The sequence below is a fragment of the Streptomyces jumonjinensis genome (assembly GCF_009600885.1).
In the GTDB taxonomy this organism is placed as follows: Bacteria; Actinomycetota; Actinomycetes; order Streptomycetales; family Streptomycetaceae; genus Streptomyces; species Streptomyces jumonjinensis.
On record NZ_VCLA01000181.1, the window covers coordinates 36928 to 59552 of the forward strand.

The 22625-nt window shown below is 67.7% G+C and carries 33 protein-coding genes; 3 read left to right on the forward strand and 30 right to left on the reverse strand.

What is annotated here, in order from left to right; genetic code table 11:
* The first annotated feature begins 115 nt into the window (after positions 1-115).
* Entirely contained in the window at positions 116-1168 is a 1053-nt protein-coding gene (gene coaA / locus FF041_RS28365; RefSeq protein ID WP_407698204.1) for a type I pantothenate kinase, read from the forward strand.
* A 7-nt stretch (positions 1169-1175) separates the two neighbouring features.
* Entirely contained in the window at positions 1176-2114 is a 939-nt protein-coding gene (locus tag FF041_RS28370; RefSeq protein ID WP_323392962.1) for a DUF389 domain-containing protein, read from the forward strand.
* Positions 2115-2396: 282 nt separating this feature from the next.
* Here FF041_RS28370 and glmM read toward each other — a convergent pair whose 3' ends face one another.
* The 4 genes from glmM to FF041_RS28390 all read right to left on the reverse strand — a co-directional run bounded on the left by glmM (position 2397) and on the right by FF041_RS28390 (position 7002).
* Entirely contained in the window at positions 2397-3755 is a 1359-nt protein-coding gene (gene glmM, locus FF041_RS28375) for a phosphoglucosamine mutase (RefSeq protein WP_323392964.1), read from the reverse strand.
* 192 nt (positions 3756-3947) lie between these two features.
* Positions 3948-4466: a 30S ribosomal protein S9 gene (gene rpsI / locus FF041_RS28380; RefSeq protein ID WP_323372341.1), complete on the reverse strand. Its 519-nt coding sequence runs from the start codon at positions 4464-4466 to the stop codon at positions 3948-3950.
* Between the two features lie 41 nt (positions 4467-4507).
* Positions 4508-4951, reverse strand: coding sequence for a 50S ribosomal protein L13 (gene rplM / locus FF041_RS28385; protein WP_006347209.1), 444 nt, complete (start codon positions 4949-4951; stop codon positions 4508-4510).
* Between the two features lie 428 nt (positions 4952-5379).
* Positions 5380-7002 (reverse strand): ABC-F family ATP-binding cassette domain-containing protein, encoded by a 1623-nt coding sequence (locus FF041_RS28390; protein WP_153525478.1) that lies wholly within the window; start codon positions 7000-7002, stop codon positions 5380-5382.
* 56 nt (positions 7003-7058) lie between these two features.
* Between FF041_RS28390 and FF041_RS28395 the strand changes: the two genes are divergently transcribed.
* Positions 7059-8060: a hypothetical protein gene (locus FF041_RS28395; RefSeq protein WP_153525479.1), complete on the forward strand. Its 1002-nt coding sequence runs from the start codon at positions 7059-7061 to the stop codon at positions 8058-8060.
* Here the strand turns inward: FF041_RS28395 and truA are convergent.
* From truA to rpsS, 26 genes are all read right to left on the reverse strand, one after another.
* Positions 8031-8900, reverse strand: a complete 870-nt coding sequence (gene truA / locus FF041_RS28400; protein ID WP_323392966.1) for a tRNA pseudouridine(38-40) synthase TruA — start codon at positions 8898-8900, stop codon at positions 8031-8033. The genes FF041_RS28395 and truA overlap by 30 nt on opposite strands.
* A 164-nt stretch (positions 8901-9064) precedes the next feature.
* Complete coding sequence (gene rplQ / locus FF041_RS28405) at positions 9065-9568, reverse strand: 50S ribosomal protein L17 (protein WP_153486737.1); 504 nt, start codon at positions 9566-9568, stop codon at positions 9065-9067.
* A gap of 95 nt (positions 9569-9663) precedes the next feature.
* Complete coding sequence (locus FF041_RS28410; protein ID WP_003956430.1) at positions 9664-10686, reverse strand: DNA-directed RNA polymerase subunit alpha; 1023 nt, start codon at positions 10684-10686, stop codon at positions 9664-9666.
* A gap of 148 nt (positions 10687-10834) precedes the next feature.
* A complete protein-coding gene (rpsK, locus tag FF041_RS28415; RefSeq protein ID WP_042165126.1) occupies positions 10835-11239 on the reverse strand; it encodes a 30S ribosomal protein S11 in 405 nt (134 codons plus the stop codon).
* A 102-nt stretch (positions 11240-11341) separates the two neighbouring features.
* Complete coding sequence (rpsM, locus tag FF041_RS28420) at positions 11342-11722, reverse strand: 30S ribosomal protein S13 (RefSeq protein ID WP_153486738.1); 381 nt, start codon at positions 11720-11722, stop codon at positions 11342-11344.
* Positions 11723-11917: 195 nt separating this feature from the next.
* A complete protein-coding gene (gene rpmJ, locus FF041_RS28425; RefSeq protein ID WP_003956441.1) occupies positions 11918-12031 on the reverse strand; it encodes a 50S ribosomal protein L36 in 114 nt (37 codons plus the stop codon).
* A 59-nt stretch (positions 12032-12090) separates the two neighbouring features.
* Entirely contained in the window at positions 12091-12312 is a 222-nt protein-coding gene (gene infA, locus FF041_RS28430; RefSeq protein ID WP_003956442.1) for a translation initiation factor IF-1, read from the reverse strand.
* Positions 12313-12534: 222 nt separating this feature from the next.
* The gene (gene map / locus FF041_RS28435; protein WP_153486739.1) at positions 12535-13371 is read right to left on the reverse strand and encodes a type I methionyl aminopeptidase; all 837 of its coding nucleotides are present in this window, start codon (positions 13369-13371) and stop codon (positions 12535-12537) included.
* Between the two features lie 167 nt (positions 13372-13538).
* Positions 13539-14189 (reverse strand): adenylate kinase, encoded by a 651-nt coding sequence (locus FF041_RS28440; protein WP_153525480.1) that lies wholly within the window; start codon positions 14187-14189, stop codon positions 13539-13541.
* Positions 14189-15508, reverse strand: coding sequence for a preprotein translocase subunit SecY (gene secY, locus FF041_RS28445; RefSeq protein WP_323392969.1), 1320 nt, complete (start codon positions 15506-15508; stop codon positions 14189-14191). Before secY ends, FF041_RS28440 begins: the two co-directional genes overlap by 1 nt.
* A 255-nt stretch (positions 15509-15763) precedes the next feature.
* On the reverse strand, positions 15764-16219 hold the full coding sequence (gene rplO, locus FF041_RS28450) for a 50S ribosomal protein L15 (protein ID WP_153486741.1): 456 nt from the start codon (positions 16217-16219) through the stop codon (positions 15764-15766).
* A 2-nt stretch (positions 16220-16221) separates the two neighbouring features.
* A complete protein-coding gene (gene rpmD, locus FF041_RS28455) occupies positions 16222-16404 on the reverse strand; it encodes a 50S ribosomal protein L30 (protein WP_005313525.1) in 183 nt (60 codons plus the stop codon).
* Positions 16404-17009 carry a 30S ribosomal protein S5 gene (rpsE, locus tag FF041_RS28460; protein ID WP_005313527.1) on the reverse strand — a complete coding sequence of 202 codons (606 nt, stop codon included), beginning with the start codon at positions 17007-17009 and terminating at the stop codon, positions 16404-16406. The genes rpmD and rpsE overlap by 1 nt, the downstream gene beginning before the upstream one ends.
* 46 nt (positions 17010-17055) lie before the next feature.
* Positions 17056-17439, reverse strand: a complete 384-nt coding sequence (gene rplR / locus FF041_RS28465) for a 50S ribosomal protein L18 (RefSeq protein ID WP_153486742.1) — start codon at positions 17437-17439, stop codon at positions 17056-17058.
* A gap of 3 nt (positions 17440-17442) precedes the next feature.
* Positions 17443-17982: a 50S ribosomal protein L6 gene (gene rplF / locus FF041_RS28470; RefSeq protein WP_153525481.1), complete on the reverse strand. Its 540-nt coding sequence runs from the start codon at positions 17980-17982 to the stop codon at positions 17443-17445.
* Between the two features lie 21 nt (positions 17983-18003).
* Complete coding sequence (rpsH, locus tag FF041_RS28475) at positions 18004-18402, reverse strand: 30S ribosomal protein S8 (RefSeq protein WP_005313538.1); 399 nt, start codon at positions 18400-18402, stop codon at positions 18004-18006.
* 209 nt (positions 18403-18611) lie between these two features.
* On the reverse strand, positions 18612-18797 hold the full coding sequence (locus FF041_RS28485) for a type Z 30S ribosomal protein S14 (protein WP_003956452.1): 186 nt from the start codon (positions 18795-18797) through the stop codon (positions 18612-18614).
* Positions 18798-18800: 3 nt separating this feature from the next.
* The gene (gene rplE / locus FF041_RS28490; RefSeq protein ID WP_153525482.1) at positions 18801-19358 is read right to left on the reverse strand and encodes a 50S ribosomal protein L5; all 558 of its coding nucleotides are present in this window, start codon (positions 19356-19358) and stop codon (positions 18801-18803) included.
* Positions 19358-19681 carry a 50S ribosomal protein L24 gene (gene rplX, locus FF041_RS28495; protein WP_153486745.1) on the reverse strand — a complete coding sequence of 108 codons (324 nt, stop codon included), beginning with the start codon at positions 19679-19681 and terminating at the stop codon, positions 19358-19360. Before rplX ends, rplE begins: the two co-directional genes overlap by 1 nt.
* 2 nt (positions 19682-19683) lie before the next feature.
* Positions 19684-20052, reverse strand: coding sequence for a 50S ribosomal protein L14 (gene rplN, locus FF041_RS28500; protein ID WP_003956455.1), 369 nt, complete (start codon positions 20050-20052; stop codon positions 19684-19686).
* Positions 20053-20179: 127 nt separating this feature from the next.
* Positions 20180-20464, reverse strand: coding sequence for a 30S ribosomal protein S17 (gene rpsQ, locus FF041_RS28505; RefSeq protein WP_153486747.1), 285 nt, complete (start codon positions 20462-20464; stop codon positions 20180-20182).
* Complete coding sequence (rpmC, locus tag FF041_RS28510) at positions 20464-20688, reverse strand: 50S ribosomal protein L29 (protein ID WP_153486748.1); 225 nt, start codon at positions 20686-20688, stop codon at positions 20464-20466. The genes rpsQ and rpmC overlap by 1 nt, the downstream gene beginning before the upstream one ends.
* Positions 20688-21107, reverse strand: a complete 420-nt coding sequence (gene rplP, locus FF041_RS28515; protein WP_072485538.1) for a 50S ribosomal protein L16 — start codon at positions 21105-21107, stop codon at positions 20688-20690. Before rplP ends, rpmC begins: the two co-directional genes overlap by 1 nt.
* 5 nt (positions 21108-21112) lie before the next feature.
* On the reverse strand, positions 21113-21943 hold the full coding sequence (gene rpsC / locus FF041_RS28520; protein WP_153486749.1) for a 30S ribosomal protein S3: 831 nt from the start codon (positions 21941-21943) through the stop codon (positions 21113-21115).
* A complete protein-coding gene (gene rplV, locus FF041_RS28525) occupies positions 21943-22290 on the reverse strand; it encodes a 50S ribosomal protein L22 (protein ID WP_153486751.1) in 348 nt (115 codons plus the stop codon). Before rplV ends, rpsC begins: the two co-directional genes overlap by 1 nt.
* A gap of 42 nt (positions 22291-22332) precedes the next feature.
* A complete protein-coding gene (rpsS, locus tag FF041_RS28530; RefSeq protein WP_030351437.1) occupies positions 22333-22614 on the reverse strand; it encodes a 30S ribosomal protein S19 in 282 nt (93 codons plus the stop codon).
* Positions 22615-22625: the final 11 nt, after the last annotated feature.

Genomic DNA, 22625 nt, shown 5'->3' on the forward strand with positions numbered 1-22625 from the left:
TCCACCGTCACTGACTTGGCTGGCCCATCCCGGCCCATCCCGGCAGCCTATGGCGGCGACCTCGCGTGATCGAGCACACGGCCCGTAACCCGCCGACACCCCCGACAATATGAAGGTGATCTCTTCGCCACCCCAGAGCACACAGAGCGCCTCGCCGGGAACCCCGCAGGCAGCGCCCCCGGGCCCGCCGTCCGCCGCCCAGCGCCGGGGCGAGCATGCGGCGACCCCGTATGTCGACCTGAGCCGCGCCGAGTGGAGCGCGCTGCGCGACAAGACGCCGCTCCCCCTGACCGCCGAGGAGGTCGAGCGGCTGCGCGGGCTCGGCGACGTCATCGATCTGGACGAGGTCCGGGACGTGTATCTGCCGCTCTCCCGGCTGCTCAATCTGTATGTGCAGGCCACGGGCGAGCTGCGCGGCGCGCTGAACACCTTCCTCGGAGACGCGGGCGGCGGCCAGGGAGCGCAGCGCGGCACCCCGTTCGTCATCGGGGTCGCCGGCTCGGTCGCGGTCGGCAAGTCCACCGTGGCCCGGCTGCTCCAGGCCCTCCTGGCCCGCTGGCCGGAGCACCCCCGGGTCGAGCTGGTCACCACGGACGGCTTCCTGCTGCCGATGAAGGAGCTCCAGTCCCGGGGGCTGATGTCGCGGAAGGGCTTCCCCGAGTCCTATGATCGCCGGGCCCTGACCCGGTTCGTCGCCGACATCAAGGCGGGCAAGGACGAGGTCACCGCGCCGGTCTACTCGCATCTGATCTACGACATCGTTCCAGGCGAGCGCCTCGCGGTCCGCCGCCCGGACATTCTGATCGTGGAGGGTCTGAATGTCCTCCAGCCCGCGCAGCCGGGCAAGGACGGCCGCACCCGGATGGGTCTGGCGGACTACTTCGACTTCTCCCTCTATGTGGACGCCCGTCCGGAGGATATCGAGCGCTGGTATCTGAGCCGGTTCCGCGAGCTGCGTGAGACGGCGTTCCAGAATCCGTTCTCGTATTTTCGCAAGTACACCCAGGTCTCGGAGGCGGAGGCGCTGGAGTACGCGCGGACGATGTGGCGCACGATCAACAAGCCGAATCTGCTGGAGAACGTGGCCCCCACCCGCGGCCGTGCCACTCTGGTGCTCCGCAAGGGCCCTGACCACAAGGTCCAGCGCCTGTCACTACGCAAGCTCTGAGGACCGTGTGCTGCATCTGCGACTGATCACCCCGGCCGACCGGACCGACGACGTCGTGCGGCTGGTCGAACAGACCGTCGGCACGACCCATGTCGCGGTCGTGCCGGGAGCGGCCCGCAATCCGCGGGGTGATCTGGTGATGTGCGATGTGGCGCGGGAGGCGGGGGACGAGCTGATCGGCGGCCTGCGGGAGCTGGGCATCGACGAATGCGGCTCGATCGCCGTCGAGAACATCGATCTCTCCCTGTCCAGACGGGCGGACAAGGCGGAGGAGGAGGCCCCGGGAGAGGCCGCGGACGCGGTTCTGTGGGAGCAGTTGGAGGGGTCGACCCATGAGGAGTCGACACTCTCCGTCACCTATATCGCCTTTATGACGCTGGCGACGATGATCGCGGCCTGCGGTGTGGTGCTGGACAACGCGATTCTGATCGTGGGCGCGATGGCGGTGGGCCCGGAGTTCGGCCCGCTGGCCGGATTTAGCACGGCGCTGGTGCAGCGCGCTCCCCGGCTGGCGTGGCGCTCGTTCCTGGCGCTGATCACGGGGTTCGCCGTCGCGATGCTGATCACGGTGGGCTTCAGCCATGTCATGGCCTGGCTCGATCTCTTCAGCGCGGCGAGTCTGGACGCCCCGCGCCCCAATACGGCCTTCATCTACCAGCCGGACGCGTTCTCGTTCGTGGTCGCGATCCTGGCGGGCATCGCGGGCACGCTCTCGCTGACCTCGGCGAAGTCCGGCGCGCTGGTGGGCGTGGCGATCTCGGTCACCACGGTCCCCGCCGCGGCGAACGCGGCCGTCGCCTTCTCCTTCCAGGAGTATCGCCAGGCGTGGGGCTCCACCGAGCAGCTCTTGCTGAACCTTCTGGGGATCGTGCTAGCGGGCACCCTGACTCTGATCGTCCAGAAGACCCTGTGGTCCCGGCACCGCGCGAAGCGCGCCTCCGCCTGAGGACCGACTGCCACGACCGGCCGGGAGGGTGCCGCACGGCCCGGCACACGGTCCGGGCGGGGCAGTTGAGGTCTCATGAGAGGGGGCCGCGCAGGGGTGGTGCCGGGACGTAAAACGTGATTTGTGGCGCGAAGGAGGCCCGCCATCAAACAAGGGCTGGAAACGCGCCCGTAAATCATGAGTCCCGGCACCACCCCGGAGCGGACCCCGGACCTTGACCCACCGCGCCCAGCCCACGCCGGAGCGGCCCGGAGCGGACCCCGGACCCCCGCCCCGGGAGCCTCAGCCCAGCGCCGACTTCACCGCGTCCGCGAGCCGCTCCGCCACCCCGCGGGCCTGCTCGATGTCGGCAGCCTCCACCATGACCCGTACCAGCGGCTCCGTGCCCGAGGGCCGGAGGAGTACGCGGCCGGTCGCGCCGAGCTCGCGTTCGGCCTCCGTCACGGCGCTCGCGAGGTCCTTCGAGGTGTGCACCCGGGTCTTGTCCACGTCCGGGACGTTGATCAGCACCTGGGGCAGCCGCTCCATCACCCCGGCGAGCTCCGCCAGCGAGCGGCCAGTGGCCGCGACCCGGGCCGCCAGCAGCAGACCGGTGAGGGTGCCGTCGCCCGTGGTGGCGTGGTCCAGCACGATGACGTGCCCGGACTGCTCGCCGCCGAGCGCGTACCCGTGCTCCTTCATCGACTCCAGGACATAGCGGTCGCCGACCCCGGTCTGCACCAGCTCGACGCCCTCCCGCTCCATGGCGAGCTTGAAGCCGAGGTTGGACATCACGGTGCCGACCACGGTGTTCCCGCGGAGCGTCCCCGCCTCGCGCAGCGCGAGCGCCAGCACCGCGAGGATCTGGTCGCCGTCGACCTCCTCGCCCGAGCCGTCGACGGCCAGGCAGCGGTCCGCGTCCCCGTCGTGGGCGATGCCGAAGTCCGCGCCGTGTGCCACGACCGCGGCCTTCAGCTGCTCCAGATGGGTGGAGCCGCAGCCGGCGTTGATGTTGAGTCCGTCCGGGGCGGCCCCGATGGTGACGACCTCGGCCCCGGCCCGGGTGAACGCCTCCGGGGAGACCTTCGAGGCCGCTCCGTGCGCCTCGTCCAGAACGATTTTCAGCCCGTCGATCCGGTTCGGCAGTACGCCGACGAGATGCGCGACGTACTTCTCGAAGCCTTCGTCGTAGTCCGTGACCCGGCCGACTCCCGCGCCGGTGGGCCGGTCCCACGGCTCCCCGGTGCGGTGCTGCTCGTAGACGGCCTCGATCCGCTCCTCCAGCTCGTCGGCGAGCTTGTGCCCACCGCGTGCGAGGAACTTGATGCCGTTGTCGGGCATGGCGTTGTGGCTGGCGGAGAGCATGACTCCGAGGTCGGCGCCGAGCGCACCGGTGAGATACGCCACCGCCGGGGTGGGCAGCACACCGACGCGCAGGACGTCCACACCGGCGCTCGCCAGGCCCGCGACCACGGCCGCTTCGAGGAACTCTCCTGACGCACGTGGATCACGTCCGACCACGGCGGTCGGCCGGTGCCCTTCAACGCTTCCCGCGACGGCGAGCACATGCGCCGCCGCGACCGAGAGGCCGAGCGCGAGCTCCGCCGTCAGATCCGCGTTGGCGACACCGCGCACACCGTCCGTGCCGAAGAGTCGTCCCACAGCTGTCCTCCGAGGTTGGTCCGTGATGCTCCGAAAACGCAAGCCTATGAACGCGTCATGCCCGTTCTACGCCCGAGGTGGGGATAAAGCTCGCTCCGGGCTGTGGCAAACGGGCCCGGTCGGCAAAAGACGTACGCCCCGGCAGCACGGAGTGCTGCCGGGGCGTACGTACAGAGCAGACCGAGCAAACGATTAACGCTTGCTGTACTGCGGGGCCTTGCGGGCCTTCTTCAGACCGGCCTTCTTGCGCTCGACGGCGCGGTCGTCGCGGCTCAGGAAGCCGGCCTTCTTCAGCGGGGCGCGGTTGTTGTCCACGTCCGCCTCGTTCAGCGCGCGGGCCACACCGAGGCGCAGGGCGCCGGCCTGGCCGGAGACGCCGCCACCCGAGATGCGGGCGATCACGTCGTAGCGGTCGTCGAGCTCAAGCACCTTGAAGGGCTCGTTGACTTCCTGCTGGTGCACCTTGTTGGGGAAGTAGTCCTCAAGGGTGCGACCGTTGATCTTCCACTTGCCGGAGCCCGGGACGATCCGGACACGGGCGATGGCGTTCTTCCGACGGCCCAGGCCGGCGGCCGGCTGCGGGTCGCCGAAGCGGGACGCGAGGGACTCGGAGGTGTACTCGCCCTCGACGGGCACCTCCGACTCGAAGGTGGTGACCTCAGCGTAGGTCTCTTCGCCCTCGACGGGGATTTCAGCGGTGGTCTCGGCCACGATGTTCCTCAGATTCTTTTCGTCTTAGGGGATGGCCGGAACTACTGCGCGACCTGGGTGATCTCGAACGGGACCGGCTGCTGAGCAGCGTGCGGGTGGTTCTCGCCCGCGTAGACCTTCAGCTTCGAGAGCATCTGACGGCCCAGGGTGTTCTTGGGGATCATGCCCTTGATGGCCTTCTCGACGGCCTTCTCGGGGCTCTTGGCCAGCAGCTCGTCGTAACGGACGGAGCGCAGACCACCCGGGTAGCCGGAGTGGCGGTACGCCATCTTCTGGGTCTTCTTGTTGCCGGACAGGTGAACCTTGTCGGCGTTGATGATGATGACGAAGTCGCCCATGTCCATGTGGGGGGCGTAGATCGGCTTGTGCTTGCCCCGGAGGAGGTTCGCTGCCGTTGTCGCCAGACGGCCCAGGACGATGTCCTGCGCGTCGATGATGTGCCACTGGCGCGTGACATCGCCGGGCTTGGGGCTGTACGTACGCACGGTCGTAGCCTTCGCTTCTTCAGTGAATGGGACTCTCTGTGCCCGGGGGCACGGAGAGCGGGGTCCTGACAAGGCCACCCGGACGATCACGACAGCCATGGCAGCACGTCGGGGACGCAACCCGAGTGCCAGCCGCTGGTCATCGGCCCGGTGGACCGGCGTAAGGGCCCCTCACGTGAGATAGAGCAAGCCAATACGCATAACGAAGCAGCAGCTTACCCGGGCACCGCCGGACGGGTCAAAACGCGACCCCGGCGGGCGGCCTCAGGACAGGTGAGCGAGCCCCCGCCGAGGGGCGTCGTCAGCCCCTCAGCGCACCCGCACCACCCTCAAGTGTGCCCGCTCCACCCCCAGCGCGCCCACACCCCCAGCACGCCCGCTCCACCGCCAGCGCGCCCGCACACCCCCAGCGCGCCCGCTCTCCACCCTCAGCGCGCCCGCTCCACCCTCCGCTCGTCCCAGACCGGCCCACTGGTCTCCCGTACCACCCCGTCGGACCCGAAGACCAGATATCTATCGAACGTACGAGCGAACCACCGGTCGTGCGTCACCGCCAGCACCGTCCCCTCGTACGCCTCCAGACCCTCCTGAAGGGCCTCCGCCGACTCCAGGTCCAGGTTGTCCGTCGGCTCGTCCAGCAGCAGCGCGGTCGTCCCCGACAGCTCCAGCAGCAGGATCTGGAACCGCGCCTGCTGCCCGCCGGACAGCTTGTCGAAGGGCTGGTCCCCCTGCCGCTCCAGCTCATACCGGCGCAGCACCGACATCGCGCCGCCCCGGTCCTTGGCGTGCTCGGTCCAGAGGATGTCCACCAGGGTGCGCCCCAGCAGCTCCGGGTGAGCGTGCGTCTGCGCGAAGTGACCGGGGACCACCCGCGCGCCCAGCTTCCACGCCCCGGTGTGCGCCACCGTCGCCTCCCCCGCCAGCAGCCGCAGGAAGTGCGACTTCCCCGACCCGTTCGACCCGAGGACCGCGACCCGCTCGCCGTAGTCGATCTCCAGATCGAACGGCTTCATCAGCCCGGTCAGCTCAAGCTTCTCGCAGGTCAGCGCCCGCACCCCGGTACGCCCGCCGCGCAGCCGCATCCGGATGTCCTGCTCGCGCGGCGGCTCCGGCGGCGGACCGGCGTCCTCGAACTTCCGCAGCCGCGTCTGCGCCGCCGAGTACCGGGACGCCAGCTCATGGCTGATCGAGGCCGCCTGTCGGAGGCTGAGCACCAGCTTCTTCAGCTGTGCGTGCTTCTCGTCCCAGCGCCGCTTCAGCTCCTCGAACCGCGCGAACCGCTCCTTGCGCGCCTGGTGGTAGGTGTCGAAGCCGCCGCCGTGCACCCATACGTCCGACCCGGCCGGTCCCGGCTCCACACTGACGATCTTCTCCGCCGACCGGGCCAACAGCTCCCGGTCGTGCGAGACGAAGAGCACCGTCTTACGGGTCTCCCGCAGCCGCTCCTCCAGCCAGCGCTTGCCGGGAACGTCCAGATAGTTGTCCGGCTCGTCCAGCAGCAGCACCTCATCGGGCCCCCGCAGCAGCGCCTCCAGCGCCAGCCGCTTCTGCTCCCCGCCGCTGAGCGTCCGCAGCTCGCGGAATTGCGCCCGCTCGTAGGGAACGCCCAGCGCGGCCATCGTGCACATGTCCCAGACGGTCTCCGCCTCGTAGCCCCGGGCCTCCGCCCAGTCGCTCAGGGCCTGCGCGTACCGCATCTGCGCGGCCTCGTCGTCCACCGTCATGATCAGATGCTCGGCCTCGTCCACCGCCCGCGCCGCCTCGCGCACCCTGGGCTGGGCCAGCGACACCAGCAGATCCCGTACGGTCCGCTCGTCCCGCACCGAGCCGATGAACTGGCTCATCACTCCGAGCCCGCCGCTGACCGACACCGAGCCGCCATGCGGCTCGAGCTCACCCGCGATCATCCGCAGCAGTGTCGTCTTGCCCGCGCCGTTCGCCCCGACCAGGGCGACCACGGCGCCATCGCCCACCCGGAACGAAGCGTCGCCGAGCAGCACCCGCCCATCGGGCAGGTAGTACTCCAGATGTGCCGCTTCAAGATGTCCCATGACACCGATTCTGACGCCCCACGCCTTGGTCACCCAACCGGTTTAGGATGCGCGGCATGAGCTTCGGTCAGGGCGGGGGACCTCAGTGGGGGTCCGACGGGCAGCAGCGGGTTCCCTACGACCCTCAGCAGGGCGGCCAGGGCCCCTACGACCCCCAGCAGGGTGGGCGGCCCTACGACCCCCAGCAGGGCGGCCAGGCCCCCTTCGATCCCTTCGGCTCCGGACCGGCCCAGGACCCGGCGTCCGGCCGGACCCCCGACTGGGCCGCGCTCGCCGACGCCTCCGCCGCCAAGACCCGCCGCAAGCGCCTGTTCCTGCTGGGCGGCGGGGTGCTGGCGACCGCCGCGATAGCGGGCATCGTGGCCACCGCGATCGTCTCGTCGAGCGGCGACGGCGGCTCCCGGTCCGCCGGGAACACCGCGGAGAAGCTGCCCGGCCCCGAGGCCCTGCCCAGCGGCGCGTCCCAGCCCGAGCCGTCCTTCGCCTCGGTCGCCCCGCCGCCCCCGCCCGACCCCAAGGACTTCGTCTCCGACGAGAAGAAGGACACCGCCCCGCTCACCGCCGACTCCCTCTTTCCCGGGAAGAAGCTGACGATGGCCGACCGGGCCTATGCCAAGGGCGCGACCTCCCGCACCGGCGACTGCGCCTCGGCGGTCCGCAGCGGACTCGGCCCGGTCCTCCAGCGGAACGGCTGTGACCAGGTCTTCCGCGCCACCTACGCCAGGGACGGCATCGCGGTCACGGTCGGCGTCGCCGTCTTCGGCCGGGAGGCCGAGGCGAAGAAGGCGCTCCAGCAGACGGACGGCAGCATCCTCCCGCTGAAGGGCGCGGGCGTGCCCGCCTTCTGCGAGGGCGGCCCGGTGTGCCGGTTCACCGCCAACTCCTACGGCCGCTACGCCTACTTCACCGCCACCGGCTACACCACCGCGAAGTCGGTCACCGCGGGCGACAGGACGGCGTTCCGGGCGGGCGACGACATCGCGGAGTTCACCTTCCGTCAGATCGTCCGCCGGGGCAATGTCCAGGCGTCAGCAGCAGCCGTCGACCCCGCCGGCTGATCCGGGCAGCGACCGCTTGTTGCGGGCCTCCCGGTTCCGGGCGGCCAGCAGCTCATCGGCGGGGTAGCCGACCTCCTCCAGGGTGAGCCCGTGCGGTCGCACCACATGGACGGCCGAGTCCCGTACGCCCGCGGCCAGCACCTGCGCGGGCCACTCCACCGGCCGGTGCCCGTCCCCCACGAACAGCAGCGCGCCGACCAGCGAGCGCACCATGTTGTGGCAGAAGGCGTCGGCGCGCACGGTCGCGGTGACGATCCCGGTCGCGTCCCGCTCCCAGGAGAACCGCTGGAGCGTACGGATGGTCGTGGCGCCCTCGCGCTTCTTGCAGTACGCGGCGAAGTCGTGCTCGCCGGTCAGCCGCCCGGCCGCCTCGTTCATCGCCTCGACGTCCAGCGGCCAGTCGTGCCAGAGCACATGGCCGCGGAGCAGCGGGTCGACCCCGCCGGGCGCGTCCGTCACCCGGTAGGCGTACCGCCGCCAGATCGCCGAGAACCGCGCGTTGAACCCGGCGGGAGCCTCCGTCACCCGCCAGATCCGCACATCGCGGTCGAGCCGCCCGGCGAGCCGCTTCAGCAGCTTCTCCCGGTGCTCCGCCCAGAGCTCGACCGGCAGATCCACATGCGCCACCTGCCCGCGCGCGTGCACCCCGGCGTCGGTCCGCCCGGCGACGGTCAGCTCATACGTACGGGAGGACCGCGTCACGGTACGGAGCGCGTCCTCGATCTCACCCTGGACGGTGCGCCGCCCGCCGGCCTGCTTGGCCCACCCGGAGAACTCCTTGCCGTCGTACGACAGATCCAGCCGTACCCGCAGAAAGCCGGGCTCCACCTCATCGCTCACGTCTCAGATCCTCTCAAAGCCCCGAATTCAAAGCCCCGCACCACGGGGATCACAGCCCGGCACCCGGTGCCCGGTGCCCGGCGCCGCCGTCAGCGGGCCCGGACACGCGGAACGGGCCCGCTCCCCGAAGGGAACGGGCCCGTTCACCGATCACCAGGAGGCGATCAGGCGTCCTTGGACTCCGGCTTGGCGTCCTCGACGACCTCGGCGGGCGCGTCCTCGACGGGCGCGTCCTCCTTCTTGAGGGCGTCTTCCTTGACCGCGCGCTTGGCGGCGGCCTCGGCCTCGGCGACGGTCGCCTTCTTGGCGATCTCGCCCTCGACCAGCTCGATCACGGCCATCGGCGCGTTGTCACCGCGGCGGTTGCCCACCTTGGTGATACGGGTGTAGCCACCCGGGCGCTCGGCGTACCGAGGAGCGATCTCGGTGAAGAGCGTGTGCACGATGCTCTTGTCCGTGATCGTCTGAAGAACGAGGCGACGGTTGTGGATGTCGCCCTTCTTCGCCTTGGTGATCAGACGCTCGGCGACCGGACGCAGGCGGCGGGCCTTGGCCTCGGTCGTGGTGATGCGGCCGTGCTCGAACAGCGACTTCGCGAGGTTCGCGAGAAGCAGACGCTCGTGCGCGGCGCTGCCGCCCAGACGGGCACCCTTGGCGGGCTTCGGCATGGTGTTTCTCCTTGTGTGCTGCACCGGCCGTGTCAGGTACCGGTGTCAGTTCCCCCGGGGCGGACGCCCCGGGAAAGATCAGCTGAGCCGGGGGCTCAGTACTGCTCGGTCTCCACGAAACCGGCGTCCGCGTCGTCGTCGGCGCCGAAGGCGTCGGCGGCGGCGGTCGGGTCGAATCCGGGCGGGCTGTCCTTGAGCGCCAGGCCCATGCCGGCCAGCTTCGCCTTGACCTCGTCGATCGACTTGGCGCCGAAGTTGCGGATGTCGAGCAGGTCCGCCTCGGAGCGGGCGACGAGCTCGCCCACGGAGTGGATGCCCTCACGCTTGAGGCAGTTGTAGGAGCGGACGGTGAGCTCCAGCTCCTCGATCGGCAGCGCGAGATCGGCGGCGAGGGCGGCGTCCGTGGGGGACGGGCCCATGTCGATGCCCTCGGCGTCGATGTTCAGCTCGCGGGCGAGACCGAACAGCTCGACCAGGGTCTTGCCGGCGGAGGCCATGGCGTCACGCGGGCGCATCGCCTGCTTGGTCTCGACGTCGACGATCAGCTTGTCGAAGTCGGTGCGCTGCTCGACTCGGGTCGCCTCGACCTTGTAGGTGACCTTGAGCACCGGGGAGTAGATGGAGTCGACCGGGATACGGCCGATCTCCTGGCCCACCTGCTTGTTCTGGACGGCGGAGACATAGCCGCGACCGCGCTCGACGGTCAGCTCCATCTCCAGCTTGCCCTTGCCGTTCAGGGTGGCGAGGACCAGGTCCGGGTTGTGCACCTCGACGCCGGCCGGGGGCGCGATGTCGGCGGCGGTGACCAGGCCGGGGCCCTGCTTGCGCAGGTACATCACGACGGGCTCGTCGTGCTCCGAGGAGACGACCAGCTGCTTGATGTTGAGGATGAGGTCGGTGACGTCCTCCTTGACACCCGGCACGGTGGTGAACTCGTGCAGGACGCCGTCGATGCGGATGGACGTGACCGCCGCACCCGGGATCGAGGAGAGGAGCGTACGGCGCAGGGAGTTGCCGAGGGTGTAGCCGAAGCCGGGCTCCAGCGGCTCGATCACGAACCGGGAGCGGTACTCGTCGACGACCTCTTCGGTCAGCGAGGGGCGCTGAGCGATCAGCATGTGTATCTGTCCTTCAGTCGGGGGCGCCCGCTATTTGACGCCCGACATATGTCTTACAAGGGTACGGGCGGCACGGCCTGAGAAGGCCGTACCGCCCGGAACACCCGGATGAGGCGTGCGTCAGACGCACCGCCTCACCGTCCCCGCGTCAGACGCGGCGGCGCTTCGGGGGACGGCAGCCGTTGTGCGGCGTGGGGGTGACGTCCTGGATCGAGCCGACCTCAAGGCCGGTGGCCTGGAGGGAGCGGATCGCGGTCTCACGGCCGGAGCCGGGACCCTTGACGAAGACGTCGACCTTGCGCATGCCGTGCTCCTGCGCGCGGCGGGCGGCCGACTCGGCGGCCATCTGCGCGGCGAAGGGGGTGGACTTGCGCGAGCCCTTGAAGCCGACGTGGCCGGCGGAGGCCCAGGAGATCACGTTGCCGGACGGGTCCGTGATCGAGATGATGGTGTTGTTGAACGTGCTCTTGATGTGCGCGTGGCCGTGAGCGACGTTCTTCTTTTCCTTGCGGCGCACCTTCTTGGCAGCGCCCTGACGACCCTTGGGGGGCATCTCTTTATCTCCTACGGGAGGTGGTCGGTCCTACAGCGAAGACCGCTGGCTGTGCGGTGTCCCGGGGGATGACCCCCGCTGTCCCGCAGCGTCCGCTGAGGACTACTTCTTGCCCGGCTTCTTCTTGCCGGCGATGGCGCGACGCGGGCCCTTGCGGGTACGAGCGTTCGTGCTGGTGCGCTGGCCGTGGACCGGCAGGCCGCGACGGTGGCGCAGACCCTGGTAGCAGCCGATCTCGACCTTGCGGCGGATGTCGGCCTGGATCTCGCGGCGGAGGTCACCCTCGGTGCGGAGGTTGGCGTCCACGTACTCGCGGATCTTGACCAGGTCGTCTTCGGCCAGGTCACGAACGCGGGTGTTCGGGTTCACGCCGGTCGAGGCGAGGATCTCCTTGGACCGGGTGCGCCCGATACCGAAGACGTAGGTGAGTGCGATCTCCACACGCTTTTCGCGCGGGATGTCGACACCGGAAACGCGTGCCATTCAACGGCTCCTGTGTTTTCGGGGGTCTTCCACAGAGCCTGTCCCGACCGCCGACTCCGAGAGAACGGAGTGGTACGTCCGGGTCCCCGGCCCCCGCCGGAGGTGTCGCCGACCCTTGTCGGGTTGGGCGGGCTCTGCGTATGTACGTATTGCTCGCGTCGCGCGACGAACTGCGGAAGTGCAGGTTGGCGTGCGTCAGCCCTGGCGCTGCTTGTGGCGCAGGTTGTCGCAGATGACCATGACCCGGCCGTGACGGCGGATCACCTTGCACTTGTCGCAGATCTTCTTGACGCTCGGCTTGACCTTCATGGGATGTGAGGTTCTCCGGGTCAGTGCCGACGCCTCGGATTAAGGAGGCGCGACAAGATCTACTTGTACCGGTAGACGATCCGGCCACGCGTCAGGTCGTACGGAGACAGCTCCACCACGACCCTGTCGTCCGGGAGGATACGGATGTAATGCATCCGCATCTTGCCGGAGATGTGCGCGAGGACCTTGTGACCGTTCTGAAGCTCCACCTTGAACATCGCGTTCGGGAGGGACTCGATCACGGTGCCCTCGATCTCGATGGCACCTTGCTTCTTGGCCACGCTTCGCCCTTCGAATCGGCTACCTTGATCGACTCCCGCCGCCGTGTGCGGACACACGGGTACACGAGAGCCGACGCATCAGTCTACGTCAGGCCATCCGAAAAGACGAATCCGGGGTATCTGCCCACTCGGGGAGATCCTTACGCAGCGGATTCCGGGCCTTTCCGGACACCCGAGGGCGCCAGTGGGGGGGGCCATGGGCGCCCGAAGGCGCCCCAGCGCTCACCCCAGCGGGTCCGGCGCCGCCGTGATCCCCAGCTCCGCGAGCTTCGCCTTGCCGCAGTCCGGCGCGGTGAGCACCAGCGGACCCTCCTCCGTCACCGCCACCGAGTGCTCCCAGTGCGAGGACCAGGTGCCGTCGGTCGTGATGACGGTCCAGTCGTCGGAGAGCACCTCGGTCTCGGGGGTGCCGAGCGAGACCATCGGCTCGATCGCCAGACAGAAGCCGGGCACCAGCTTCGGGCCCTTGCCGCGCTTACGAGTGACGTAGTTCAGCAGATGCGGGTCCATGTGCATCTCGGTGCCGATGCCGTGGCCGCCGTAGTCCTCGATGATCCCGTACCGGCCGCCGCCCGGCTTGGGCTGCCGGCGGATGTAGGTCTCGATCGCCCGGGAGACGTCCACCAGCCGGTTGCCGGTCTTCATCGCGGCGATGCCGGCCCACATGGACTCCTCGGTCACCCGGGAGAGCTCGATCAGCTCCGGGGCGTGGCCGGTGCCCACGAAGACGGTGAAGGCGGCGTCCCCGTGCCAGCCGTCGATGATCGCACCGGCGTCGATGGAGAGGATGTCGCCGTCCTTGAGGACGGTCTTCTCATCGGGGATGCCGTGGACGACGACCTCGTTGACCGAGGTGCAGATGGTGGCGGGGAACCCGCCGTACCCCAGGAAGTTCGACTTCGCGCCGTGGTCGGAGATCACCTTGCGGGAGACCTCGTCCAGGTCCTTGGTGGTGGCGCCCGGCACGGCGGCGGCCCGGGTCGCGGCGTGGATCGCGGCCACGACCAGCCCCGCCTCGCGCATCTTCGCGATCTGCTCCGGGGTTTTGATCTGCACCATGGCCCTGCCTGCCCCTCTGTGCGGCTGCACGGCCGCCGCTCTCGCGGAGCTGTGGCGCTCCGCTGTGGTCACTCGATTATGAGGCGGGACCGGTCGGGCCCGCCTCATGCGTACGGCCGCGATGCCCGGAGGCAGCGCGGCCGTACAGCGTATACCGATCGGGCCGGTCAGGCCTTCTTCAGTGCGTCCATCGCCCGCCCGGTCACATCGGTGACCTTGCCCAGCGCCGAGATCGTCACCACGAGGCCCTGGCCCCGGTAGTAGTCGATGATCGGCTCGGTCTGGGTGTGGTAGACCTCCAGACGCTTGCGGACGGTGTCCTCGGAGTCGTCGTCCCGCTGGTACAGATCGCCGCCGCAGACGTCGCAGACGCCTTCGGTCTTCGGCGCCGAGTACGTCACATGGAAGACATGACTGGAGTCGTTGCGGCAGATACGGCGACCCGCGATCCGCTTCACGACCTCGTCCTCGGGGACCTCCAGGTCCAGCACCGCGTCCAGCGTCATGCCCTCGGACTTCAGCATCGCGTCGAGCGCCTCGGCCTGCGAGACATTGCGCGGGAAGCCGTCGAGCAGGAAGCCGTTCTCGGCGTCCGGCCTTTCCATCCGGTCCTTGGCCATGCCGATGGTGACCTCATCGGGCACCAGCTCTCCCGCGTCCATGTACGCCTTGGCTTTCCGACCGAGGTCGGTGCCTTGGCTGATGTTGGCGCGGAAAAGGTCGCCCGTGGAGATGTGCGGGATCGACAGGTTCTCGGCAAGGTACGCGGCCTGCGTTCCCTTGCCGGCACCGGGTGGTCCGACGAGGACGATTCGCATCAGCGGAGGAACCCTTCGTAATTGCGCTGCTGGAGCTGGCTCTCGATCTGCTTCACGGTCTCCAGACCCACACCCACGATGATGAGGATGCTCGTCCCGCCGAACGGGAAGTTCTGGTTCGCGCCTCCGAAGCCCGCCAACGCCATCGTCGGAACAAGAGCAATCAGACCCAGGTACAGCGAGCCCGGCCAAGTGATCCGGTTGAGCACATAGCTCAGATACTCGGCAGTAGGTCGACCAGCCCGGATTCCCGGGATGAACCCACCATACTTCTTCATGTTGTCCGCGACTTCCTCGGGGTTGAACGAGATAGCCACGTAGAAGAACGCGAAGAACACGATCAGGAGGAAGTAGGCGGTGATGTAGTAGGGGTGGTCGCCCTTGACGAAGTACGACTCGATAAAGGTCTTCCACCCGGACGTACCACTGGAGAACTGCGCCACCAGCGCCGGAATGTACAGCAGCGACGAGGCGAAGATGACGGGGATGACGCCCGCCTGGTTCACCTTGAGCGGGATGTAGGTGGACGTGCCCCCGTAGGAGCGGCGTCCGATCATGCGCTTGGCGTACTGGACTGGGATACGGCGCTGAGCCTGCTCCACGAAGACGACGAGGCCCACCATCACGAAGCCGATCAGAATGACCGTGCCGAACTCGATCCAGCCCTGGGCGAGCGTGCCGCTCTCCTTGATGGCCCACAGCGCGCCCGGGAAACCGGCGGCGATGGAGATGAACATCAGGATCGACATGCCGTTGCCGATGCCGCGGTCGGTGATCAGCTCACCGAGCCACATCACGGCGGCGGTGCCCGCGGTCATGGTGATCACCATGACGACAGTGGTGTAGATGGATCGGTCCGGGACGATCTCCCTGGCGACCGCACAGCCGCTGAAGAGCGCACCGCTACGGGCGGTCGCCACCAGGCCGGTGCCCTGGAGCACAGCGAGGGCGACCGTCAGATAACGGGTGTACTGCGTAATCTTCGCGGTTCCGGACTGGCCCTCCTTCTTGAGGGCCTCCAGCCGCGGAATGACCACGGTCAGCAGCTGCAGGATGATGCTCGCCGTGATGTACGGCATGATGCCCAGCGCGAAGATGGTGATCTGCAGCAGCGCCCCGCCGCTGAACATATTCACCAGGCCGAACAGGCTGTTGTTGTTCTCAGAAGCCTGTTTGACGCAGAACTGAACGTTCTGGTAATCGACGCCCGGAATGGGGATGTGTGACCCAATCCGGTACAGGACGATGATGTCGAGCGTGAAGAGCAGCTTCTTGCGCAGGTCGTGCGTCTTGAACGCCCGGGCGAACGCGGTGAGCACGGTGCCTCCTGCGACCCCCGCGCTACTGCGTCAGAGGTGACGGTCTTGAGGATCGACGGATACGAGTCAGACAATCCGCACGGCCCCGGTGGTAGCGGACCCCACGGCACGAGGGCAGAACCCCCGCATCTTTACAGCAACAGTGCACGCCACCTTACCGGCGACGGTGCCCCCCTTGGAACGACCAACCGGGGATGCCCCATTTGAGAGGGCATCCCCGGTCGGATGTTTCAGCTTTCAGCCACTGAACTGGTCTCAGACGAGCTCGGTGACGGTGCCGCCAGCGGCGGCGATCTTCTCCTTGGCGGAGCCGGAGACGGCGTCGACCGTCACCTGCAGCGCCACGGAGACCTCGCCCTGGCCCAGGACCTTGACGAGATGGTTCTTACGAACCGCACCCTTGGCGACCAGATCGGCCACCGTGACCTCTCCACCCTCGGGGTAGAGCGCGGCGAGCTTCTCCAGGTTGACCACCTGGTACTCGGTACGGAACGGGTTCTTGAAGCCCTTGAGCTTCGGGAGGCGCATGTGGAGGGGCATCTGCCCGCCCTCGAAGCGCTCCGGAACCTGGTAACGGGCCTTGGTGCCCTTGGTTCCACGACCAGCGGTCTTACCCTTGGACGCCTCACCACGACCCACACGGGTCTTGGCGGTCTTGGCGCCCGGGGCAGGACGGAGGTTGTGGACCCTCAGCGGGTTGTTCTCCGCCATGATCAGTCGACCTCCTCAACCGTCACGAGGTGGCGGACGGTGTGCACCATGCCGCGGAACTCGGGGCGGTCCTCCTTGACAACCACGTCGTTGAGCCTCTTCAGCCCAAGCGAACGCAGGGTGTCGCGGTGGTTCTGCTTGCTACCGATGTACGACTTCGTCTGCGTGATCTTGAGGCGGGCCATTACGCACCCGCTCCCGCACGCGCACGGAGGAGAGCCGCGGGGGCGACGTCCTCAAGGGGCAGACCACGGCGAGCCGCGATCTCCTCGGGACGCTGCAGGCCCTTGAGGGCCGCCACGGTCGCGTGCACGATGTTGATCGCGTTGTCGGAGCCGAGCGACTTCGACAGGATGTCGTGAACGCCGGCGCACTCCAGAACGGCGCGCACCGGGCCACCGGCGATAACACCGGTACCGGGGGAAGCAGGCTTCAGCAGGACGACGCCCGCAGCCTTCTCACCCTGGATGGGGTGCGGGATGGTGCCCTGGATACGGGGGACCTTGAAGAAGTGCTTCTTGGCCTCCTCAACACCCTTGGCGATGGCGGCCGGCACCTCCTTGGCCTTGCCGTAACCGACACCCACGGTGCCGTCACCGTCGCCCACCACGACCAGCGCGGTGAAGCTGAAGCGACGACCACCCTTGACAACCTTGGCGACGCGGTTGATCGCGACGACGCGCTCAACGTACGCGGTCTTCTCGGCGGCAGCTGCGCCGCCGTCACGGCCCTTCCGGTCCCGCCGCTCGCCGCCACCGGCACCGCTTCCGCGGCGCTGGGGTCCAGCCATTGGATTTACCTCTCTCTGTTACGTCCGTTAGTCCCGGAACCGGGGCTTAGAACTTCAGCCCGGCTTCGCGGGCGGCGTCAGCCAGAGCGGCAATGCGCCCGGCGTACCTGTTGCCACCACGGTCGAACACGACAGCCTCGACGCCGGCGGCCTTGGCGCGCTCAGCGACCAGGGCGCCGACCTGCTTGGCCTGGGCGCTCTTGTCGCCCTCGCCACCGCGGATCGAGACGTCCAGGGTCGACGCCGACGCGAGCGTGTGGCCCGCGATGTCGTCGATGACCTGAGCCACGATGTTGCGGTTGGAACGCGTCACGACCAGGCGCGGACGCTCCGGCGTACCGGAGACGTGCTTGCGGACGCGGATATGGCGTCGCTTGATGGCGGCGCGCTTGTACGCGTCGCCCTTAGCAATCTTGACACCGTATGCCATGGCTTACTTACCCGCCTTTCCGACCTTGCGGCGGATGACCTCGCCCGCGTACTTGACGCCCTTGGCCTTGTACGGGTCGGGCTTACGCAGCTTGCGGATGTTCGCGGCGACCTCGCCGACCTTCTGCTTGTCGATGCCCTCGACCGAGAACTTGGTCGGCGACTCGACCTTGAAGGAGATGCCCTCGGGCGCCTCCACCAGGATCGAGTGGCTGTAACCGAGCTGGAACTCCAGGTTGGAGCCCTTCGCGGCGACGCGGTAACCGACACCGCTGATTTCGAGCGCCTTCGTGTACCCCTGGGTCACACCGGTGATCATGTTCGCCACCAGCGTGCGGGACAGGCCGTGAAGGGCCTTGTTCTGACGCTCGTCGTTCGGACGGGAGACGTTCAGAACGCCGTCCTCACCCTTAACGATCTCGATCGGCGCGGCGACGGTGTGAGTGAGAGAGCCCTTGGGCCCCTTCACCGCGACCGTGCGGCCATCGATGGTGACGTCCACACCGGCGGGAACCTGAATGGGGAGCTTGCCGATACGCGACATTGGCTTTTCCTCCGTTCCCGACTACCAGACGTAGGCGAGGACTTCCCCACCCACGCCCTTCTTCTGCGCCTGCTGGCCGGTCAGGAGGCCGTGGGACGTGGAGATGATCGCCACGCCGAGGCCGCCGAGAACCTTGGGCAGGTTGGTGGACTTCGCGTAAACCCGGAGACCCGGCTTCGAGATCCGCTTGATGCCCGCGATGGAGCGCTCACGGTTCGGGCCGAACTTGAGCTCCAGGACGAGGTTCTTGCCGACCTCGGCGTCCTCGACCTTCCAGCCCGTGATGAAGCCCTCCTGCTGGAGGATCTCCGCGATGTGCGACTTGATCTTGCTGTGCGGCATCACGACGGAGTCGTGGTACGCCGAGTTCGCGTTACGCAGACGCGTCAGCATGTCTGCGATGGGATCAGTCATGGTCATGAATTGGCCTTCGGCCTCTCTCGCCGGGGTTTCCTGTATGCGCCATCCCTCTCCCCACACAGGGGCGGGACGGGTGCGGCGCGGGGACCTACGGCGTAGTAAGTCGTACGGGCGGCGGACGCCCAACCCTCCTAGCCTAAGCCATGGAGCGATGGGCCTCCGCCAACCCTCTGCTTACCGAGAGACTCCGGTCGTTCCCGAGTAGGGAACTACCAGGAGCTCTTGGTCACGCCCGGCAGCTCGCCGCGGTGAGCCATCTCACGAAGGCACACACGGCACAGGCCGAACTTGCGGTACACGGAGTGGGGACGACCGCAACGCTGGCAGCGCGTGTACGCACGCACGCCGAACTTGGGCTTGCGGGCGGCCTTGGCAATGAGAGCCTTCTTCGCCACGGCTCACGCCTCCTTGAACGGGAAGCCGAGGTGACGGAGGAGCGCGCGGCCCTCAGCGTCGTTGGTCGCCGTGGTGACCACGGTGATGTCCATACCCCGGACGCGGTCGATCTTGTCCTGGTCGATCTCGTGGAACATGACCTGCTCCGTGAGACCGAAGGTGTAGTTGCCACGGCCGTCGAACTGCTTGGGGGACAGACCACGGAAGTCGCGGATGCGCGGAAGCGCGAGCGACAGGGTGCGGTCCAGGAACTCCCACATGCGGTCGCCACGGAGTGTGACGTGGGCACCGATCGGCTGGCCCTCACGCAGCTTGAACTGCGCGATGGACTTACGGGCCTTGGTGACGGCCGGCTTCTGGCCGGTGATCGTGGTGAGGTCCTTGATGGCACCATCGATCAGCTTGGAGTCGCGGGCGGCGTCGCCCACACCCATGTTGACCACGATCTTGACGAGGCCGGGAACCTGCATGACGTTCTCGTAGGAGAACTCTTCAAGCAGCTTGCCCGCGATCTCCTCGCGGTACTTCGTCTTGAGACGCGGAGTGGTGGTGGTAGCCATCAGATGTCCTCACCCGTCCGCTTGGCAACGCGGATCTTGTTGCCCTCGTCGTCGAAGCGGTAACCGACGCGGGTCACGACCTTCTTGCCGTCCTTCTCCACGACGAGCTGAACATTGCTCACGTGAACAGGGGCTTCGGTGGTGATGATCCCGCCGGTCTGAGAACCACGAGCGGTCTGACCGGCCTTGGTGTGCTTCTTGACCCGGTTGACACCCTCGACCAGAACACGGTCCTCGCGGGGGAAGGCCTGAATGACCTTGCCCTGCTTGCCCTTGTCCTTACCGGTGATGACCTGAACCAGGTCGCCCTTCTTGATCTTCATGCTTACAGCACCTCCGGCGCGAGCGAGATGATCTTCATGAACTTCTTCTCGCGCAGCTCACGGCCCACGGGGCCGAAGATACGGGTGCCGCGAGGGTCGCCGTCGTTCTTGAGAATGACAGCGGCGTTCTCGTCGAAGCGGATGTACGAGCCGTCCTGGCGGCGGCGCTCCTTGACGGTGCGAACGATGACCGCCTTGACGACGTCACCCTTCTTCACGTTGCCACCGGGGATCGCGTCCTTGACGGTGGCGACGATGACGTCACCGATGCCCGCGTAGCGGCGACCCGAGCCACCGAGAACACGGATGCAAAGGATCTCCTTGGCACCAGTGTTGTCGGCGACGCGCAGTCGCGACTCCTGCTGGATCACGTCTATCTCCTGTTTGTCTGCCGGTTCCCCGGGGGGCCGTGTGAACGGCCCCCCGGAGCCTGGCGGAACCGACCTGAGGGAAACCCCTCAGGCTGAGTCTCGCGGGAATTCCCTGACGGGAATTTCCTTACTTGGCCTTCTCGAGGATCTCGACGACGCGCCAGCGCTTCGTCGCGGACAGCGGCCGGGTCTCCATGAGGAGGACACGGTCGCCGACGCCCGCGGCGTTCTGCTCGTCGTGAGCCTTGAGCTTGTTCGTACGGCGGATGACCTTGCCGTACAGCGCGTGCTTCACACGGTCCTCAACGGCGACGACGACGGTCTTGTCCATCTTGTCGCTGACGACCAGACCCTCGCGGGTCTTGCGGAATCCGCGCTCGGTCTTCTCTTCAGTCACGTTGCTCTCGCTCATCAGGCGCTCTCCACCGTCTCGATGCCGAGCTCGCGCTCACGCATCAGGGTGTAGATCCGGGCGATGTCCTTACGGACGGCCTTAAGCCGACCGTGGTTCTCAAGCTGCCCGGTCGCCGCCTGGAAGCGGAGGTTGAACAGCTCTTCCTTGGCCTCGCGGAGCTTGTTCACAAGCTCCTCGCCGCCCAGCTCGCGCAGCTCGGACGCCTTGGTTCCGGCCGACATCACGCCTCACCTGCCTCGCGCCGAACGATGCGGCACTTCATCGGAAGCTTGTGAGCAGCGCGGGTAAGCGCCTCACGAGCAATCTTCTCGTTCGGGTAGGAGAGCTCGAACATCACCCGACCGGGCTTGACGTTCGCGATCCACCACTCCGGGGAACCCTTACCGGAACCCATGCGGGTCTCGGCGGGCTTCTTGGTCAGCGGGCGGTCCGGGTAGATGTTGATCCAGACCTTGCCGCCACGCTTGATGTGGCGGGTCATCGCAATACGCGCCGCCTCGATCTGGCGGTTGGTCACGTACGCCGGAGTGAGGGCCTGAATGCCGTACTCGCCGAACGCGACCTGCGTACCACCCTTGGACATTCCGCTGCGCTTGGGGTGGTGCTGCTTGCGGTGCTTGACCCTACGGGGGATCAGCATGTCGGTCAGGCCTCCGTTCCGGTGCTCTCAGCCGGAGCAGCGGCAGCGGCGTCGGCCTTGGGGGCCTCGGCAGCGGCGTTCTGCTGCGGCTTACGACCGCGACCGCCACGCTCGCCACCGCGGCCACCACGGCCGGCCGGGCGGTCGGAACCGCCACGGGCCGGACGGTTGCCGGCACGGGCGGCAGCGTTCTCGGCGCGGACCTCGGCGATGTTCTTGACGTCGCCCTTGTAGATCCAGACCTTCACGCCGATACGGCCGAAGGTGGTCTTGGCCTCGAAGAAGCCGTACTCGACGTTCGCGCGGAGCGTGTGCAGCGGCACACGGCCCTCGCGGTAGAACTCCGAGCGGGACATCTCGGCGCCGCCGAGACGGCCACCACACTGGATCTTGATGCCCTTGGCGCCCGCCTTCATGGCCGACTGCATGCTCTTACGCATGGCGCGGCGGAAGGAGACACGCGAGGACAGCTGCTCGGCGACGGCCTGGGCCACCAGCTGAGCGTCGACCTCGGGGTTCTTGACCTCAAGGATGTTCAGCTGGACCTGCTTGCCGGTCAGCTTCTCCAGCTTGCCGCGGATCTTGTCGGCCTCGGCGCCACGGCGACCGATGACAATGCCCGGACGAGCGGTGTGGATGTCCACACGGACGCGGTCACGGGTGCGCTCGATCTCAACCTTCGAGATGCCGGCGCGCTCCATGCCGGACGTCAGCATCCGACGGATGGCGACGTCTTCCTTGACGTAGTCCTTGTACAGCTTGTCGGCGTACCAGCGGGACTTGAAGTCCGTGGTGATACCGAGCCGGAACCCATGCGGGTTAACCTTCTGGCCCATTACCGGGTTCCTTCCTTGCTGCTGACGACCACGGTGATGTGGCTGGTCCGCTTACGGATCCGGTAGGCGCGACCCTGGGCGCGCGGCCGGAACCGCTTCAGGGTCGGGCCCTCATCCACGTACGCCTCGCTGATGATCAGCGTGGAGGCGTCACTGTGGTCGTAGTTGTGCGCGGCGTTGGCAATGGCGCTGTCCAGCACCTTGCCCACCGGCACGCTCGCGGCCTGCGGGGCGAAACGCAGGACCGCCTGAGCCTCCGTGGCATCCATGCCACGGATGAGGTCCACCACGCGGCGGGCCTTCATGGGCGTGACGCGGATGTACCGCGCCTGGGCCCTGGCTTCCATGGTTGTCCCTTCAGTGTCTGTCATGATCGGTCACACCCCGCCTTAGCGGCGCTTCGACTTCCGGTCGTCCTTGACGTGGCCGCGGAAGGTGCGAGTCGGCGAGAACTCACCGAGCTTGTGGCCGACCATCGACTCGGTGACGAACACCGGGACATGGATCTTGCCGTTGTGCACCGCGATGGTGTGGCCCAGCATTGCCGGGACGATCATCGATCGACGGGACCAGGTCTTGATGACGTTCTTGGTGCCTGCTTCGTTCTGTACGTCCACCTTCTTGATCAGGTGGTCGTCGACGAAGGGCCCCTTCTTGAGACTGCGCGGCATCTAAACCCGCT